14 protein-coding genes are annotated in these 17,895 nt (G+C 40.7%); 12 read left to right on the top strand and 2 right to left on the bottom strand.

The window, feature by feature from the left end; all coding sequences use genetic code 11:
* Positions 1–59 precede the first annotated feature (59 nt).
* From QYC40_RS06150 to QYC40_RS06135, 4 genes are all read left to right on the top strand, one after another.
* A complete protein-coding gene (locus QYC40_RS06150; RefSeq protein ID WP_301993011.1) occupies positions 60–434 on the top strand; it encodes a DUF2200 domain-containing protein in 375 nt (124 codons plus the stop codon).
* 103 nt (positions 435–537) lie between these two features.
* On the top strand, positions 538–876 hold the full coding sequence (locus QYC40_RS06145; protein ID WP_301993010.1) for a hypothetical protein: 339 nt from the start codon (positions 538–540) through the stop codon (positions 874–876).
* A complete protein-coding gene (locus tag QYC40_RS06140; RefSeq protein WP_301993008.1) occupies positions 869–1,420 on the top strand; it encodes an RNA polymerase sigma factor in 552 nt (183 codons plus the stop codon). Before QYC40_RS06145 ends, QYC40_RS06140 begins: the two co-directional genes overlap by 8 nt.
* Entirely contained in the window at positions 1,410–1,757 is a 348-nt protein-coding gene (locus tag QYC40_RS06135; RefSeq protein ID WP_301993007.1) for a hypothetical protein, read from the top strand. The genes QYC40_RS06140 and QYC40_RS06135 overlap by 11 nt, the downstream gene beginning before the upstream one ends.
* A gap of 9 nt (positions 1,758–1,766) precedes the next feature.
* Here QYC40_RS06135 and QYC40_RS06130 read toward each other — a convergent pair whose 3' ends face one another.
* Positions 1,767–2,783, bottom strand: coding sequence for a LacI family DNA-binding transcriptional regulator (locus tag QYC40_RS06130; RefSeq protein WP_301993006.1), 1,017 nt, complete (start codon positions 2,781–2,783; stop codon positions 1,767–1,769).
* A 594-nt stretch (positions 2,784–3,377) separates the two neighbouring features.
* Here QYC40_RS06130 and QYC40_RS06125 point away from each other — a divergent pair.
* The 8 genes from QYC40_RS06125 to QYC40_RS06090 all read left to right on the top strand — a co-directional run bounded on the left by QYC40_RS06125 (position 3,378) and on the right by QYC40_RS06090 (position 13,860).
* Positions 3,378–3,902, top strand: a complete 525-nt coding sequence (locus tag QYC40_RS06125; RefSeq protein WP_301993005.1) for a YceI family protein — start codon at positions 3,378–3,380, stop codon at positions 3,900–3,902.
* A gap of 397 nt (positions 3,903–4,299) precedes the next feature.
* On the top strand, positions 4,300–5,505 hold the full coding sequence (locus QYC40_RS06120; protein WP_301993004.1) for an FAD-binding oxidoreductase: 1,206 nt from the start codon (positions 4,300–4,302) through the stop codon (positions 5,503–5,505).
* Between the two features lie 92 nt (positions 5,506–5,597).
* Complete coding sequence (locus tag QYC40_RS06115) at positions 5,598–6,275, top strand: response regulator transcription factor (protein ID WP_301993003.1); 678 nt, start codon at positions 5,598–5,600, stop codon at positions 6,273–6,275.
* 3 nt (positions 6,276–6,278) lie between these two features.
* Positions 6,279–7,640 carry a HAMP domain-containing sensor histidine kinase gene (locus QYC40_RS06110; RefSeq protein ID WP_301993002.1) on the top strand — a complete coding sequence of 454 codons (1,362 nt, stop codon included), beginning with the start codon at positions 6,279–6,281 and terminating at the stop codon, positions 7,638–7,640.
* Between the two features lie 50 nt (positions 7,641–7,690).
* A complete protein-coding gene (locus QYC40_RS06105; protein ID WP_301993000.1) occupies positions 7,691–8,941 on the top strand; it encodes a TolC family protein in 1,251 nt (416 codons plus the stop codon).
* Positions 8,931–10,040, top strand: a complete 1,110-nt coding sequence (locus QYC40_RS06100) for an efflux RND transporter periplasmic adaptor subunit (RefSeq protein ID WP_301992999.1) — start codon at positions 8,931–8,933, stop codon at positions 10,038–10,040. The genes QYC40_RS06105 and QYC40_RS06100 overlap by 11 nt, the downstream gene beginning before the upstream one ends.
* 4 nt (positions 10,041–10,044) lie before the next feature.
* On the top strand, positions 10,045–13,131 hold the full coding sequence (locus QYC40_RS06095; RefSeq protein ID WP_301992998.1) for an efflux RND transporter permease subunit: 3,087 nt from the start codon (positions 10,045–10,047) through the stop codon (positions 13,129–13,131).
* Between the two features lie 150 nt (positions 13,132–13,281).
* Entirely contained in the window at positions 13,282–13,860 is a 579-nt protein-coding gene (locus tag QYC40_RS06090; RefSeq protein ID WP_301992997.1) for a hypothetical protein, read from the top strand.
* Positions 13,861–13,969: 109 nt separating this feature from the next.
* Here QYC40_RS06090 and QYC40_RS06085 read toward each other — a convergent pair whose 3' ends face one another.
* The gene (locus QYC40_RS06085) at positions 13,970–17,821 is read right to left on the bottom strand and encodes a TIM-barrel domain-containing protein (protein ID WP_301992996.1); all 3,852 of its coding nucleotides are present in this window, start codon (positions 17,819–17,821) and stop codon (positions 13,970–13,972) included.
* Between the last annotated feature and the right edge of the window lie 74 nt (positions 17,822–17,895).

Below are 17,895 nucleotides of genomic sequence, written 5' to 3'. Positions count from 1 at the left end.
TGTTGGTATTGCCGCATTGTCAAACAATTTGTAAAATTGTATGAAAAGCAGCTTAAACGATGAAGACTACAGATAAACATAATGAACGTATCGCGAAGATGATCTTCGGTTCGGTCTATCCCATGTATGTACAAAAGGTAGAAGCGAAAGGTAGAACAATCGAAGAGCTCGATCAGGTTATCACTTGGCTAACCGGCTTCGATAAAAAGAAAATTCAAGAACTTATCGATCAAAAAGTCACATTTGAAGAATTCTTCAAAGAGGCCAACCTAAATCCGAATGCGCATCTGATTACCGGTGTTATCTGTGGATACCGGGTGGAAGAAATTGAAAACCCCCTGACCCAAAAAGCGAGATATCTTGATAAGATTATCGACGAACTGGCCAAAGGTAAAAAAATGGAGAAGATACTCCGAGGCTCAGATTCGCAATAGCGCAGCAAGATCCCCCCTATTCTTACATCTCTGAATATTATTTTTCAAATTCTTGTAACCTTTTCTTTATTGGCATACACTAATGAAGAAAAACAAATAAACTATGAAAGAATTAGTAGGAATATTGGTTCCAGCGGCATTGTGCGCCTGTGTGACATTAAGTATTTATTTCGTAACTAAATTCCGTTATGACGCCATTAAAACGCTGGGCGGGCCTATTCCAAGATCGCCGAAGTCTAGGTTTTCATGGAAGAAAACAGGTATCGTTGTTTTGGGATTTTCTATAGGATTACTCCTTGTAGGAATGTTACAGAATCTAAATGTTATTCAAGACAATGACAGCAGAGGATTTTTTATTATCGGCACGATAACCTTCTGTGTTGGTGCCTCCCTATTCATTGCAGATCGTATCAACACGAACGAGGAAGAAATTGATGGATAATATTTACCTCGATAAAATATTATCCGGAGATCGCCATGCTTTTAGGTATTTCATAAGTACCTACAAGGACATGGCCTTTTCCGTTGCTATTTCTATGGTAAAGAATGAGCTTTTTGCAGAAGAAGTCGTACAAGACTCTTTTGTTGAAGCTTACTTATCGCTCGGCAGTTTTAAGAAACAGGCAAAATTCAGTACCTGGTTCTATAAAATCGTCGTACGAACGGCATATAAGTATCGGCAGAAGAATAAGATCAGCGATGTAGAATTTGTAATTGAGAAGCACGATCAATCTGCATTTGAAAATATCGAGCAGCAATTACTCAAAAAAGAACAGAGCCAAATTATTAACGAAGCATTACTGAAAATTCCTGCCAACGAGAGTCTCCTGTTAAGACTATTTTATTTGGAAGAATTAAGCGTAAAGGAAATTGTAGAAATCACAGGCTGGACCGAAAGCAATAGCAAGGTGATTTTACACCGTGCTCGAAAGAGTCTAAGTACCGTCATGAAAGGTCTCACATTAAATTTAAATTATGGAAGCTAAGGAAGAACAAATAAAAGAATGGATGAAGTCTTCAATGGTCAAGCTCCCTTTTCAGGATTTTGAAGATAGCGTCATGAAGAAGATTGCCGAGGCAGAAGAACAGCGATCGCGCATGGAGAGTTCAAAAAAGTATGCTTTAATATTTTTTGCGGTTGGTTCCCTTTTCGGGATGGCATCCAATTATTTAATAGCCGATTTTGTCGAAAAGTCTAACCTTAATCTACAAATAAAAAGCAACATACAATTGATCAGTATGCTCATTTATGTTGTCTTGATACTTCTTTTTAGCGACAAATTGTGGAAGTTAAAGCAATCGTTGAAACGCCCTTCTTCCTAGATAATATCATTATAAGGATGATTTTCGTATAACTAATTCGGTATCCAATGCAATGGTTTCGAAAGCGACTTCTTTATTTTTGGAATTGATCATCTCCATTAGTTTTTGAAAACCAAGCTCCCCCATCTTCCTCGCGGGTTGCACCACGGCAGAAAGGGCTGGATTTAATGCATTCGCATTGGGGGTATTAGAAAAACCAATGACAGCAATATCCTTTGGAACGGCAATTTCTAAATCGGCTAAGACGCCTAATGTCCGAGAAGTGATCTCATCCGTAGCACAAAAAATGGCGTCCGGACGATTCTCAGACTTTAAAATCGGTATTAAGCTTTCTTTGATCAATTCTTCGATGGGTTGACCGGAATAGTCGATCTCCAGATTCAATGAGGGAATAAATTCCAGGTTAGAGTCTCGCAAGCCAGCAAGAAATCCCTTAAAACGCTCTTTACTAACCCCAAGACCTCGACCAGTAATATGCATTATACGTTTTTTGCCGCGCTGCGCTAAATGCATCGTCGCCTGATAAGCTCCATCAAAATGATTTGCACCAACTTTATGGGTGTCTAAGCTATGAAAAGTACGATCGATCAATACGACCGGTATCCCCTCATCCTGCAGCTCTTGTAACTCCTTCTCACTTGAATCAGACGCCATTGGCGTCAATAGCAGGCCATCAATACCACGCATGCGCAATACCTCTATCGCCTGCTTTTCCAACAGTTCGTTATTGCGGCTTTGCATAATAATAATGTCGTAACTTGCTGCCTCAGAGGCAGTCTGTATCCCATCCAGTAACTGCCCGACAAAGTTATTGCTGATATTGCATAAAATTACCCCCACAGTATGGGTCTTTCCGGTTTTCAGATTTTGCGCAACTTTGTTAGGACGAAAGTTATGTTTCGCAGCATATTCCTTCACCGTCTTCTTGGTCTCCGCACTAATTTCGTAACTATCCGACAAAGCTTTAGAAACAGTAGATGCAGACAGATTCAAAGCCTTGGCAATGTCTTTTAAGGTAATTCTCATAATCAATCACATAGTTGGACAAGGTTTATCATCCAAAATCGCAAAATCACTTAAGGATTACAAAATAGCAATAATAAATTAAATAAAGGGCAACAAAACTCAAACATGCGGAAGCATTAATGGGATTTCATAAAAACGATACCGATGTTTACGAAAAGAGCCTACTGCATCCTGCAGTAGGCTTCAAAACAACTAATATATTAATCTATGGAGATTAATCAGACTTAAATTTGATTCGCTTAGAATCGCCAGAAAACAACGGGATTAAATGAATCGAATATGTTTAACAACAAGTTAATGCAAAAGTACGGAAAAGAATACATTTTACATCATTAAAAACGGTTAATTCATATAGAAATCAAGTAATTAGCTTCAAATATTTTAATTTAACTTATTGGTTTTATAAATTTAGCACAACGATAGCAAGAATTCATACATACTGCGATTGTGTAAACTTCTTCCTTGCAAACAATATCCAGCCCATTTTTCATTCATGAAGAATAGTACATCATTTCTTACCATACATCAATGCGAGACACACAAAACGGCCCTACCTTTGTTGTACAAAAACTAGAAAAATAAATAGCATATATTATGGCACAATGGACATTAGACACTGCACACAGTGAAATCGAATTCAAAGTAAAACACATGATGATCTCTACAGTAAAAGGAAGTTTCCAGGACTTTGGCGTAACTGTAGACACTGCATCCGATAAGTTAGACAACGGTCAGGTTGTTGTGGATATCAAAACGGAATCGATCAACACCAAAAACGAGCAAAGAGACCAGCACCTTAAAAGTGGTGACTTCTTCGATGCTTCCTCATTCCCGGAAATCAAATTTGTATCTACTAGTATTACAAAGGAAGACGATGATGAGTACAAAATCGCAGGTGATTTAACAATTAAAGACGTTACGAAACCTGTAACCTTCAAAGCGGAATTTGGCGGTATCGGAAAAGATCCTTGGGGTAACCAAAAAGCTGGATATACTGTAACCGGAAAAATCAACCGCAGTGAATTTGGTTTGACTTGGAATGCAACCTTGGAAACAGGCGGCGTAATGGTAAGTGATGATGTGAAATTCCAAGCTGATTTACAGTTTATAATAGCATAATTAAACAATTAAATATAATATGGAAGCCGTCTTTTGAGACGGCTTCTTTATTTTTATACCGCTTTGGCTAAAAGGCTTCATCGCCCTCTTATCACAACTCCTTCGACATAAACCCAATTCAAAGCCCTTTCAAACCCAATGTAAAGCCCTTTCATAAGCGCTTGGAATTGGGTTTGATTGGGCTTTGATTAGTTTGTATATTGGCAATGTTAGCTAGCAGGCCTAATCTCCTCTCGACAGAGGGATTTGCTTTTCTCCAAATACTCCCGTCTACTGCACTTTCACTAAATGGATAAACGCTATTTAAGAAACCTTACTAAACAAAAGCAGCAATTTAATGTTTTACGACAAGGAGAATACATGGCGTATTACAAGTTGCAGTCAATAAAATTGATATATGGATTTAAAATCGAACGAACCTTTCTGGTTAATTAAGAATGGAATTTTGAACAGTTATCCTTCATTACATGAGGATACGGAATGTGATGTCCTTATCGTGGGCTCGGGTATTACAGGCTCGTTGATTGCGCATCAATGTATGATGGATGGCTATGACACTGTGCTGATCGATAAACGCGAAGTCTGTAATGGCAGTACGTCCGCCACCACTTCGATGTTGCAATACGAAATCGATGCACCACTTTACGAGTTAAAAGACATCGTCGGTGAAGAGATCGCGTTAGCAAGCTATCAAGCCTGTTCGGATGCAATAGACCGACTGGAGAAAATTGCCAAGTCCATAAAATCATCGGCTGGTTTTGAGCGCAAAAAATCCCTTTACTTTGCAAGTACCCAAAAGGATTCCAAATGGCTCTATAAGGAATTTGAAGCCCGCAAAGCGGCAGGTTTCAAGGTCGAATGGTTATCCGATGAAGAAATAACCAAGAGATATGATATACAGAAGAATCATGGCGGTATCTTGTCCAATCAAGGCGCTAGTGTCGATGCTTTTACGCTTGCGCATGAACTGCTTGCCTTCAATGCGAAAAAAGGATTGAGGATCTTTGATAAAACCGAACTGACGAAAGTAGCTTATAAACGAGGTTTCAATTTATGTACGCTGAGCACATCGGCTACAATAAAGGCTAAAAAGATAATCTATTGTGTCGGTTATGAAAGTGCGAACATGATTAAAGAAAAATTCGTTAATCTATTGAGCACCTATGCTATTATTTCCGAAGTCGATAAAGAGCTTTGGCAGAAATATAAGGACGTTCTTATGTGGAATACCTCCGAGCCTTATCTTTATATGCGAACATCCGACGATTATCGTTTTTTGGTGGGCGGTGAGGACGAGGATTTCAGAAACCCGGAAAAGCGTGATGCATTGCTTGCCGAAAAGGAACAAAAGCTAGTGAAAAGTTTCAAAAAAATGTTTCCAGCTCATGATTTCCAACTAGACTTTAGCTGGGCAGGTACGTTTGGTGAAACTAAAGATGCCCTACCCTACATCGGTGCACATCCAGATTTTAAGAACTCCTATTTCGTGTTGGGATTCGGCGGTAATGGAATTACCTTCTCGGTAACCGGTATGGAAATGGTTTCCGACTGGTTGAAAGGAAAAAAACATAAGCTTTCAGAAGCCTTTAAGTTTGGGAGATAATCTCCTGCATATCATAATATTTTTATTACGTTTCAATAAATTGGTGCTTTGTTCTAAACAAATAAGTAAATTTGTGAATTATTCATTAAAATATGCAGATTTTAGTCGTAGAGGACGATAAAAGAATCAGTGATTTTCTGGTCAAGGGACTGGAGGAGAGCGGGCATTTATTGACCTTATGCAAGTCTGCCGAAGAGGTATTGGATAACTATACCAGCCTTCCCTGGGACGTCATCATTTGCGACATTATGCTGCCAAAGATGGACGGCATACAGCTCGTCCAAACGTTGCGCTATAAAAAGCTAAATTGTCCAATCATCATGTTGAGTGCGCTGAACACAACGCAGGATAAAGTCGCAGCATTGGATAGCGGTGCTGATGATTACTTGACGAAACCTTTCCATTTTGATGAACTCATTTCCAGAATCAATGCACTTGCTCGCCGGAACCAACTCAATGCCGTAGAAGAGCGTTTCAATATTCGTACTTTCAATGATCTCCAAATCGATTTAGATCAATTTAGGGTATCCCTCAACAATCAGGATATCAAACTCTCACCACGAGAGTATAAGCTATTGATCTATTTAGTAGAAAATAAAGATCGTGCCGTTAGCAGAACTCAAATTCTGAATGCAGTATGGGGGCTAAATTTTGATAACCAAACCAATGTAGTGGATGTCTACATCTCCTATTTGCGATCGAAAATTGAAAACGCTGATAACAAATTCATTTACACCGTAAAAGGAGTTGGGTACATTTTTAAACTTTAAAGGGTGAAACTGAAACACAGACTTTCATTGTATTCCATCGTCATCTTCAGTGTAATTATATTGATTGCATCGGGGATTATCTTTGTCTCCTACTATAAACAGATGGAGAACAAAGAGCGACAGAACCTAGCAAACAAATCTGTCCTTGCAGCCATATACTACCTCGAACAAGATGAGGTCACTGAATCGGAGCATGAGAAAACAAAGAATCAACTCCTGAAAACTATATCTCGAAGAAATATCGCGGTATTTGACAGCAAAAATCAGCGGTTTACAGGTGATATGCTTAGCGACTCGAATATTACAACAACTTTTATACAGCGTGTTAGAAACGCAACATCAGCGGGATTTTCAAACAAAGATTTCTTTTACCATGGTTTGCATTACCTCGATAATCAGGGCGAATTCGTTGTTATTACGCGAGAGTCGAAGTCTGCTTTTAATGAACAAATGTTTTCCTTATTAAAGATACTGATTATCGTTTCTTTACTTGGATTGGTTTTGATCTACCTATTTTCGAGATACCTCGGTAATATTGCCTATGACCCGGTCAACCGCATCGTCGATCAAATAAAAACCAGAGATAGGGACAGCTTTTACGAGCCGCTAAAGGAAGAACGATCCTATGCCGAGATCCACGATCTGATTGCGACCTATAATCGCTTTATCGATCGGCTCGCTCAAAACTTTCAGATACAAAAAAACTTTATTGATTATGTTTCCCACGAGCTTAGGACGCCTATAACCGCTATATTAGGGACTCTTGAAGTAACCGAAACAAAGGATCGCTCGCCCGAGGAATATCGTACTGTCCTTCATAATTTAAAACAGTATAGTCTTGATTTAAATGAGGCACTGGATCAGATGATGATACTTTCGGGTGCTAAGAAAAGCTTTGACTTCATATCCACACGGCTGGATGAAATTGTTTGGGAAGTAGTCGAGCATGCTATCCTTTATCACGAGGCAAAGATCAATGTACAGATCAACGTTCAGGATGTAGACCTGATGGAGATTCAGGCGGATAGTAAATTATTGGAGCTGGCCCTAAATAATTTAGTCGGCAATGCCATCAAATACTCCAACAACCGACCTATACAGATAGAATTGTTTGAGGATAACGAGCAATTGGCGCTAAGTATCAAAGACGAGGGTATCGGAATATTAAAGGAAGATATGGAGAAGATCAAGTTAAACTTCTACCGTGGTCAGAACAGCAAAGATTATCAAGGGAAAGGTATAGGTTTATCGATGGCACATATTATTTTCAGTATACATAAAATTGAAATGTCGCTCGAGGAGAATAAACCCTATGGAACTGTGGTCATTTTGAAATTTCCGAATTCTAATCGAATTCTAATCTAACTTAAAAGCGCTGCTAATTTGCTGACTATACTTTTGTGAAAAATAAAAGTATGTGGCAAAAAGCATTTCTTTCCGGTATTTTCATTCTCTTTTGCTCAGGCTTCTCATTTGCGCAGAAGTTGACTCTGGTAGACTTAGAGAAGAGCTTTCTTTTGAATAATCAAAGTCTCTTTATCGAGAAGTTTAATATCAGTAAGGCCGAGGCGTACAAGATGCAGGCTAAGGTTTGGAACAATCCAAACTTGGAGTTGAGCGAAGTTAACCTTTGGACAAATCCAACAGTTGAAGAAGGTATTCGACAACAGTATGCTATCGAACTACAGCAATTGATCGAAACCGCCGGCAAACGTAAATCCCGCATACAGATTAAAGAATTTGAAAAGAAAGATGCAGAATATGCGTACCTGGAATTATTATTTCAACTTAAATCTCAGCTCTACAAGGCATTTTACTCTGCCCGAGCTCTATATCAGCAAGAAGAAGTCAACAAGCAAATCCAGGCCTTATATCAAAGTCAAGCCGAGAAGTATAAAAAGCATACTGCTGAACAGCTGGTTTCAAAAGCTGATTATTTAAGAATTCAAGCCGCGTTGTTAAGTCTACAGCGCGAAAGTTTAACCTTACATAATCAACAACTGGATATCGTACATCAGATTGCGGTATTGACCCAAATACCACAGCTTACCCTTGGATCCTTAAATCTTCAGGAAGGATTGGAGCGCATCGATGAAAATATTTATTTTCCAAGTATAGATCAGCAGCTGAAAAATAATATTCAGTTGCTCCGAACCGAAAACAATATAGCGTTAGCGCGTGCGAACTGGAGTCTTGAACATGCGAATAGGATTCCAAACCTGCAATTGATAGTCAACAACGACCGTGGTGGTAACATCATGCGGAATTTCGTTGGTGTTGGTCTATCCTTCGACATTCCACTCTTCGACAGAAATAAACACAACATGAAGGCTGCCAGGATTGAACTGACGCAGCGGGAAGCTTACGCCAAACAAATTGACTTTGAACTTCAAGCAGAGCTTGTAAAGTTGTACAATCAGCTATCAGAAACGCGGAAAACCCTCCTACTCTGGTCGGAAAACCTGCAAGAAGATCAATCAGCATTCTTAGAGACCTATCAGCGAAATATGATGTCAGGTCAGGTATCCTTAATTCAGTTTATCGATTATATCGAGTCGTTTAAGGATGCCAGACATGCCTTCATTGAGCTCACAGAAACCTATCAGCATCAGCTAGAAGATTTAAAACTGCTTATTGGCCCAGAAACCCCTATCTATGAAAACTAAAACATTATCGTTAATTATTCCCTGTTTGCTTTTAATACAATCTGCCTGTCAGAATATTGACCGTATAGAAACAAAAGCCCCCAATGAGAAGGACACTGCCTATTGCATCTCGGAGGAATCAAAGAATTTGATTGGCTTAGACACGATACGTCAGCGTCCCATTCAGGAGCAATTGACCATTAGTGGCAAAGTTGAATACAATGAAAACGACTTAGTCTCCTTTAAAAGTTTAATACAAGGGATTGTCGAACAAGTAAACTTCGAACTGGGCGACGAAGTGAAGAAAGGACAATTATTGGCTACTGTAAGATCTTCTGACATTCAGCAACTTCTTCAAGACCGTCGTTATCAGGAAAGCCAAATTGCGCTAATAGAAAAGCAAATCGGCATTAAAAAGGAATTGCTGAAAGACGGTTTAATCGCGAAGCCCGAACTATTGACAAGCGAATATGAACTGGCGGCAGCGAAGATAGAAGTCGACAAAATAAATGCTGCACTGCAGTTGTTCAAAGCGACTAGCAAGGGTACCTTTCAGCTGGTAGCACCAAAAAATGGTATGATCGTCAAAAAGAATATTAGTGCCGGTCAATCCATTAGTTCAGAGGATAATGATTTGCCATTGTTTGCCATATCAAACCTGAAGCAAGTTTGGATTTTGATCAACATTCATGCGACCAACCTGCCTTACATCCATTTGAATGATGAGGTTCAGATCCGTACGCTTGCTTACCCAGACCGAATCTATAGCGGAAGAATCGATAAGATATACAATGTCTTTGATGATGATGAACATGTGTTGAAGGCGCGGGTAGTTTTGTCAAATGAGGATCTTAAGCTCCTCCCCGGCCTCAGTGCAGATATCATCGTCAATAAGCGCACGAATACTGGCGAGGCTTTCGCGATACCTAATAAAGCTAAGATATTCCATAACAACAAAGAATACGTTGTTCTCTACAACTCTGATTGCGACCTACAGGTAAAAGAGATTAAGGGCATTGCGAGCAATGAGGATTATACTTATGTGCAGGAAGAATTTGCTAATGGACAGCAAATCATCAGTAGAAATCCGCTTTTATTCTTCGAACAGTTAATTCCTTAATGCGATGAAGAAGTTTGTACAGGCCCTAGTTACTTTTTCGCTGAGAAACAGTACGTTTATCCTCTTTGCGACTTTCCTGCTATTGTTCAGCGGACTGTATGCATTGAAACATACAGCAGTTGAAGCTTTCCCGGATGTGACCAATACGCGCGCTCGGATTATCACGCAGTGGCCGGGACGTAGTGCGGAGGAAGTGGAGAAGATGGTCACCCTTCCGGTTTCCAAGTTGATGAATAACATTCCGAAGAAGTCTAACATTCGATCGATTTCTCTATTCGGCCTTTCGGTCGTTACGGTTCAATTTGAAGATGGCGTTGATGATTTCTTTGCTCAGCAATATGTTTCTAATAAGATGGCGGCGGTCAATCTTCCAGAGGGAGCCGATGCGAGTATAGAACCTCCATCGGGAGCCACCGGGGAGATCTTCCGTTATGTTATTAAATCGGATCTGCCGACGCTTGAGATATCAGCCATTCAAGATTGGGTTATCGAGCGGGAACTGCTGTCGGTTTCGGGAGTTGCCGACGTGATCAGCTTTGGTGGTGCAGAGAAGATTTATGAAATCAAGATTAATCCTACGGAATTGAGGAACTACAAGCTCTCTCCCTTGGATGTGTATGAGGCGGTATCGAAGTCGAATATCAATGTCGGCGGGGATATGATTCAACAGGGCGATCAGGCCTATGTTGTTCGCGGTGTAGGCTTGTTAGACCGCATCGATGATATTGGAAATATAACGATACAATTAAATGGAACCACTCCTATTCTGGTCAAACATGTCGCGGAGGTTGTGGTATCAAACAAACCGAAGCTGGGCCAGGTAGGCTATAATGATAACAACGATTTGATCGAGGGCATTGTCGTAATGTTGCGTGGCGAGAATCCCTCTTCAGTCGTTGAAGATTTAAAGATAAAGATCGAAGAGCTTAATACGCGGATATTGCCTGAAAATGTGCAGATAGAGCCTGTCATCGATCGGACAACGCTTGTTGACAATACAGTCAAAACAGTTTCGAAAAACCTGATAGAGGGCGTTCTATTGGTGTCTCTGATTGTTTTTATCTTTTTATATAATTGGAAGTCAACATTGATTGTTGCGTCCGTGATCCCCCTATCCTTCCTGTTTGCCATCATCATGTTAAAGATTCAAGGATTGCCTGCTAATTTAATATCGATGGGTTCCTTGGATTTTGGACTGCTATTGGAAGGGACGTTGGTGATTGTTGAAACGGTATTTGTCGCCTTGGCAACAATGTCGCATAAGGTCGGCGCAGAGCGATTTGCGAAAATGAGCAAGATGGGCATCATAAAGAAGAGCACGGGAAGTGTTGCTTCCTATATATTCTTTGCGTTGCTCATTCTTATTGTTGCGCTATTGCCGATCTTTTCCTTCCAAAAGGTGGAGGGTAAAATGTTTACCCCACTCGCCTTTACCTTAGGCTACGCGCTATTAGGCTCACTGATTCTCAGTTTGACCTATGTTCCGGCGATGTGCAAGCTACTGTTCACAAAGGAAATGAACGAACGTGAAAACTGGATAACCAAGTTCTTTCAACGAGCAATATTTGGACTTTATGAAGTCTCGTTCAAGTACAAAAAAGTCAGCATCGGTATTTTTATCGGAATACTCTCGATCTGTATTGCCTTGTTTTCCCAATATGGATCGGAGTTCCTTCCAAAGCTCAATGAGGGCGCGATTTACATCCGTGCGACCCTACCGAACAGCGTGAATCTAGAGAAGTCGACGGAGTTGACCGTGGAGATGAAGAAACTCATGCAGAAAGGTACGGAGGAGATTGATTTCATCCTGACGCAGACTGGGCGGCCTAATGATGGTACAGACCCTACGGGATTCTTTAATATCGAATTTCTAGTGCAGCTGAAAGATCCATCGGAATGGAAAAGGAAAATGAGCAAGGAAGATATCGTACAAGAGATCAGGACGAAGCTGCATCACTATCCAGGAATAAACTTTGGCTTCAGTCAGCCCATACAAGATAATGTTGAAGAATATGTTGCCGGCGTAAAGAGTGCCTTGGTGATTAAAATATTCGGAGACGACCTGTACGAGCTTGAGCGCTATGCAAACCAATTGGCCGGCACGATACAGAAGGTAAGCGGCATTACAGATATCAACGTATATAAGAACATCGGTCTCCCGGAGCTAAGGATACAGCTTCACGATCATAAGATGGCAAAATATGGGATCAATACAGCAGATGTGCAGGCCGTCATAGAGATGACTATCGGTGGACAGGCAGCAACAAGATTTTACGAAGGCGATCGTCAGTTCGATGTAGTCCTCCGTTTTCAAGAAGAATACAGAAACAGCCCCGAGAAAATAGGCAATATCATGATACCTAGCAGCAATGGACAACATATTCCCCTGCAAGAAATTGCTAGCGTAGGCTATATTACAGGTCCTGCCTTTATTTATCGCGAAGGAAATAGTCGCTATATCGGGGTTGGTTTCAGTATTGAGGGGCGCGATTTAGGGAGCACCATTGCGGAGGCTAAGCAACTCGTTGCAAAGGAGATTAAATTGCCAAAAGGCAAACACATGGAATGGGCAGGTGAATTTGAGAGTAAGGAGCGCGCTAGCAAGCAGCTAGCACTTGTTGTCCCAATATCCTTAGTACTGATATTGATGTTGCTGTATTTTAATTTTGGAAATATTAAGGATACGGCAATCTGTTCGATTACTTTGGCTTTCGCCTTTATAGGCGGCTTCCTTTCCTTATGGGCGACAGGGACTGTATTTGGCATCTCAGCAGGTATAGGCTTTATTATTCTATTTGGTGTGGCCACGATCGACGGGATTGTATTGATCGGTGTGATCCGAGACAATGTAGCGCATCGTATCCCTCTAAAAGAGGCCATAATTCAGGGTGTTAAAAGTAGAATTCGACCAGTCGTAATGATTGCTTTGATGGGTTCTTTTGGACTATTGCCTGCTGCTTTATCGACAGGTATGGGATCGGAAATACAGAAGCCATTGGCAATTATGATTGTTGGCGGGCTTATTATTTGCTTGATCCTCTCCTTCTCCATTATTCCGATAATCTTCTATTACGCACACCGTAAAGATTAAAAGATATTTATTTCCAGTTTTATTTTCGTCGAAAAGGCAGGCTTTAGGGCCTGTCTTTCTTTAAGTGCTTAAAGATTTTCTAATTCACTTGTTGCGTTTACATAAAACATTACGTTTCTTAGAAAAAACTATTATACCAATAACGAAAATATGAAGAAAAATCTACTAACCTTTTTAACCGTCGCCTTATGCGTAAGCGGCGTTTGCGCACAATCAACTTTGATGTACAGTAATGCGGAAAGCATGTCTTCCACGAAAAACGATAAGTCAGGATATTTAACTTTCCGGCAAGATCAGGAGGAGAGTAAAAGAAAACAAGGTGTGTTCTTTGAAATATTAGGTACCGGATTAACCTATTCATTCAATTACGATACCCGCTTTCAGAACAGACCTGATGGGCTTGGTGCTCGTGTTGGTGTAAGTTACTATGCAATAGATGGCGACAAGCTCTTTACCCTTCCTGTAGGTTTGAACTATTTGTTGGGTAAGAATGGACATTATTTCGAATTAGGTGCAGGTGCGACATTGATTTCCGGAGAAGAAGAAGATGGTGAAATCCTGTTCATCGATTCGGAAAGTAATACGACCGTTATGGGAAACTTGGTGTTTGGTTATAGGAAACAACCCTTAGATGGTGGCTTTCTATTTAGAGCGGGATTTGCACCAGTGATTACAAAGAAAGATTTTATCCCTTATTGGCCATACGTTAGCTTTGGTTACTCTTTCTAACATCATCCAGCAGTGTGCTTGAGGGAGGGTTTGATTAGGGAATTCTAGATATCAAAAAAGAAAGGCTGCCTTTTCGGGCAGCCTTTTCTATTGTTTCTATCCTCTTATGTTAAAAGCCTTTCGATTTCAAGTTTTTATCAACTAGTATTCCGTCAATCGCTTTTAGGTTAAATGTAACATTGCGTTTTGCCTTCAGCTTGATAACAAACAATTCATTGCTTCCTTTGGCGGTTTCCTTATTCCCCACATTTACAAAGGTTGGGTATAATGCCTTCAGTCCATTGGTATGAAGCCTGTCGTTGGTTAAGTTATCCATTTGCTTCAAGGCTAGATTATCAATCCCTAGATATTCATAATCCTGTGTACTATAGGGCAATGCAAAGCTTAATGCATTAACCCCATTTAGGTCTACCCCTTCTACTTTAATGGATACAACCTCATCCGCAGCGTAACGTGTTTTTGCTGTAGATAATTTAATGCTGCCCTTCAGATTCTCTTCTTTTTCCGGTTTTACTTTGCCATCTAATTGTGTAGCAACTACAGCGATATCATAAGCGTCGATTAAGCCATTCTTATTGACATCGCCATTGCTTACATAACCTTCAAAATCTGCGTCTCCTTGTCGCAGTCCGGTATAATTGATGTAAGAGGTATAATCATTTCTATTGATGAGTCGGTCATTGTTGATATCGCCAGGGATGTAGCTTTCTGTTCCGGGAACTTTGAAAACATAGAGTTCACGCCCTGATCCGAAATCACCAACCGCTTCAGACACGGAAATCTTGATAAAACGGGCGTTAGGTTGCTTATCAAAGACGAAAGTCTTTACCTCATCGTCGTATGCCCATGCAAAATCTCCTGCCTCTTCCCAATGCGATTGATCAGAACTATATGCGACTTTACCTTTCAGCAATACGCCATTTCCACGACCGGAGCGCGGTAGGTACTGAAACTTATCCAATTGATTGAAGGATTTTAAATCCATAACTATGTCAAATGGCACAGCCTCTTTTCCCCATTGCGTATGCCACATATTTCCTTCATCGTAATCAAATAACTTCGCTATTTCCTCACCAGCTTGGTTAGGAACAGTTGTAGTCCCTTCGATTCCCGGGATTCCATACAATAGCGGATTAGCCTTTGTCTTCGCTGCGAAGGTCGCCCAATCGGAAAAACCGTCCTTATTTGCGGCACGAATCTTAAACTGATAATCAGTTTCCGCTTTCAATCCTTCGAACAGTAGGGTCGTATCTTGGATCAGGCCATAATGTATGTTTTGGAAATCAATCTCGTAGTAATCTGCATTTGGAACTGCATTCCATGTCGGACTTAGGGTATAAGCTTTCGCATTGATATCTTTCACTTGCGCATTCGCAGGAACAGATAGTGCTCCGCTTTGCTTTAAATAACTGTTCTCGGTTTCATAGCGATATCCTGAAATAGCCAAAGCAAGCGCATTTTCTGTAATGTCTAAAGACTTCACTTTCACAATTAATTGTGGGTTCTTTATGATCTCAACCTTAGCGAAGTCAGAGCCTGGAGTAGCAAACTGATTTAAATTCGGACGAGCATCATAATAATAGCCGTAATCCATGGATTCTAATTTCTTCTGACTATCCACTTCTTGCAGCTTATACTTGCGACCATTGATCTTCAACACCAATTTCTTAGGCTTTTGAGTCAGGTTTACGCGAAGTTCGGTAGCTTGATTTTTCTGAAAGCCGTCAAATCCACCTGTTGTTTTTTCAATCTCTAACAGCACCTCTCCATTCTTCGAAGTGGCGGACTTGATCATGGTCTCTACCGACTTTCCACTGCGGTAAGCTTCCGTTGTGCCATCATCATCGTAAAGCTTGAAGCTAGTCGATGTATGAGGATAAAACTCAATGATACGAAGGCCTTTGTCTATTTCTGAAACATTGTTATTGGCTTGGACAACCGGTATGATAGCGCCGCGTTTGATGAAAACCGGCAGTTTCCAAAGTGGCGCTTTAAAATTGTTGATTACCTGATTTCCCGCGTATTCCTCGCCTGTAAAATAGTCTACCCACTGCCCTTCAGGTAAATAAATATGATTGCGGATGTCGTTTCCTAACGTATCTGCTTTTGTTGCCTGATAGATTGGAGCAACCAAAATAGAAGGCCCATATAGGTATTGATACTGTGTTGCGGTACTTAAGGTATAAGCGTTAGGCTCGTCCAAGAACATCGCCCGTATCATTGGCATTCCGGATACAGCCTCCTTCGCTATACTGTAGGTATAAGGCATCAACTGCGACTTCCACTTTAAATAATGACGATTAATAGAAGTGATTGGCTCGCCTAATGCATGTGGATACTTCTCATTGCTGCCCCAGCCATCCATGTTCAATTGCATTGGCGAGAAAGTCTTCCATTGGAAATCGCGGGTATTGACAATCTTGTTTTGCCCTCCAAAGATACCATCCACATCAGAACTGATATTGGGCTGTCCTGAAAGACCAGAACCAATATATGTAGGAATATGAAAGCGAATGTACTCCCATACTCCACCGGTTTGATCTCCTGACCAAATACCCGCATAGCGTTGCGTCCCTGCCCAACCATCTAATGAGATAATGAATGGACGTGCATCCTTCCCATAATACGGCATAATATGTCCCACGTCTGATACGCCATTAAGTCCGAAGGAATAGCCCGCACCTACCCATGCCACATCCGTCTTGAGCACTCTCACGCCAGCGTCGCGCACTTCTTTGACGATATCACGCTGCAATAAGGCGTCGATACTGTCTTTCGGACGTAAGTCAGATTGAGTCCAAAGACCAATCTCTACACCCTTTTCACGAGCATAGTCGCCCAAGCTTTTTAAATTCGCAATATTGCCATCTAAAGTTTTGGTCTGACCATAACCAGCGCCATAACCATCATTTGGCAATAACCAACCTAATGGCATATCATGATTCTTATAGCGGTCGATTACCGCTCTTGCTGAAAACTGGTAATTATTTAATTCTCCATTCAATGACTCTCGGATACCCGTCTTGTCCTTTTGGCTTTCCTTATATCGCTTCCCATCTTCAAAGAGAATTCCTTTTTCATCTTCTTTCCAGTAATCACGGTTGTAGGCATTAAGATGCCCCTGATAGAAACCGAACTTCGGTAACAGCACTGGATTTCCCGTAAGTTGATAGAAGTCATTAAGAAGCGATACAGCATCCGGGTCGACCATAAAGAAGGCATCGAAGTAGTCGGAGTCATGGGATAACATCACGGTACCTTTTTCTTTCGCTCCGAAATCATATCGCCCCTTCTTAAAGGTGTAGAACATAACAGCATATCCTTTATTGGACCAGTAGAAAGGCGTAGGCGAAGCCACACCACCGTCTGTCCATGAATTGGTGTTCTCAATTAAGATGGCCTTTCCCTTATGTGTAAATCGACCATTCTGAACACCTCCTCCGAAGAAATACTCATCCTCCTGCTCTTTCAGATTGATACTGCTCTTCTTATCTCCAAATTGAATAGCTGATAAACTCTGAAGCACCGTCTTTCCTGATTTCAAATCAGTGATTTGGAACAGCGTGTTACCTTTTGATATTTCAATACGAATTCTTTCGGATTCAATTAGGACCTTATCATTAGCATTCGAGAGCTTTAATCCCTTGACTGCCTTTCTAGGATTATCGACAAGTATCTTTGCCTCTGGCTTCGCTTGCGGGTCGCGAATGATTCCCCCATTAGGATCAAAAAATACACGAAAGATATTATCTCCATAGAAATCAAAGCTAATACGCTTTTGATTGGATAAAAGAAGATCAATTGTTGTAGGATTTATCTGCTCCGCAGATAAAATAGAGAGGCTATCCGTAGCACTTATAACAGATGCTGAAGCGGTTTGCATAGCCTTCGCTTTTGATGCCTGCGCGATGCACATCGCTATTGCGAGCGCCCAGAACATCTTATTGTTTTTGTAAGTCATATTTTTACGATATTTTACTTTTATGCAACTGTTATATCGTAAGTTTTAAAAAGGTGTCTAAAGGTAGAAAAATC

This window comes from Sphingobacterium sp. BN32 (assembly GCF_030503615.1).
Lineage (GTDB): Bacteria > Bacteroidota > Bacteroidia > Sphingobacteriales > Sphingobacteriaceae > Sphingobacterium.
Note: the sequence above shows the minus strand (reverse complement) of the source record. Positions and strands in the feature narration are given on the sequence as shown.

Bases quoted from the DNA above. Each gene is read 5' to 3' on its own strand.
- QYC40_RS06100 (WP_301992999.1), top strand. From the start codon at position 8,931: ATGAAAACTAAAACATTATCGTTAATTATTCCCTGTTTGCTTTTAATA.
- QYC40_RS06125 (WP_301993005.1), top strand. From the start codon at position 3,378: ATGGCACAATGGACATTAGACACTGCACACAGTGAAATCGAATTCAAA.
- QYC40_RS06150 (WP_301993011.1), top strand. From the start codon at position 60: ATGAAGACTACAGATAAACATAATGAACGTATCGCGAAGATGATCTTC.
- QYC40_RS06115 (WP_301993003.1), top strand. From the start codon at position 5,598: ATGCAGATTTTAGTCGTAGAGGACGATAAAAGAATCAGTGATTTTCTG.
- QYC40_RS06095 (WP_301992998.1), top strand. From the start codon at position 10,045: ATGAAGAAGTTTGTACAGGCCCTAGTTACTTTTTCGCTGAGAAACAGT.
- QYC40_RS06090 (WP_301992997.1), top strand. From the start codon at position 13,282: ATGAAGAAAAATCTACTAACCTTTTTAACCGTCGCCTTATGCGTAAGC.
- QYC40_RS06120 (WP_301993004.1), top strand. From the start codon at position 4,300: ATGGATTTAAAATCGAACGAACCTTTCTGGTTAATTAAGAATGGAATT.
- QYC40_RS06140 (WP_301993008.1), top strand. From the start codon at position 869: ATGGATAATATTTACCTCGATAAAATATTATCCGGAGATCGCCATGCT.
- QYC40_RS06130 (WP_301993006.1), bottom strand. From the start codon at position 2,783: ATGAGAATTACCTTAAAAGACATTGCCAAGGCTTTGAATCTGTCTGCA.
- QYC40_RS06105 (WP_301993000.1), top strand. From the start codon at position 7,691: ATGTGGCAAAAAGCATTTCTTTCCGGTATTTTCATTCTCTTTTGCTCA.
- QYC40_RS06085 (WP_301992996.1), bottom strand. From the start codon at position 17,821: ATGACTTACAAAAACAATAAGATGTTCTGGGCGCTCGCAATAGCGATG.
- QYC40_RS06135 (WP_301993007.1), top strand. From the start codon at position 1,410: ATGGAAGCTAAGGAAGAACAAATAAAAGAATGGATGAAGTCTTCAATG.
- QYC40_RS06145 (WP_301993010.1), top strand. From the start codon at position 538: ATGAAAGAATTAGTAGGAATATTGGTTCCAGCGGCATTGTGCGCCTGT.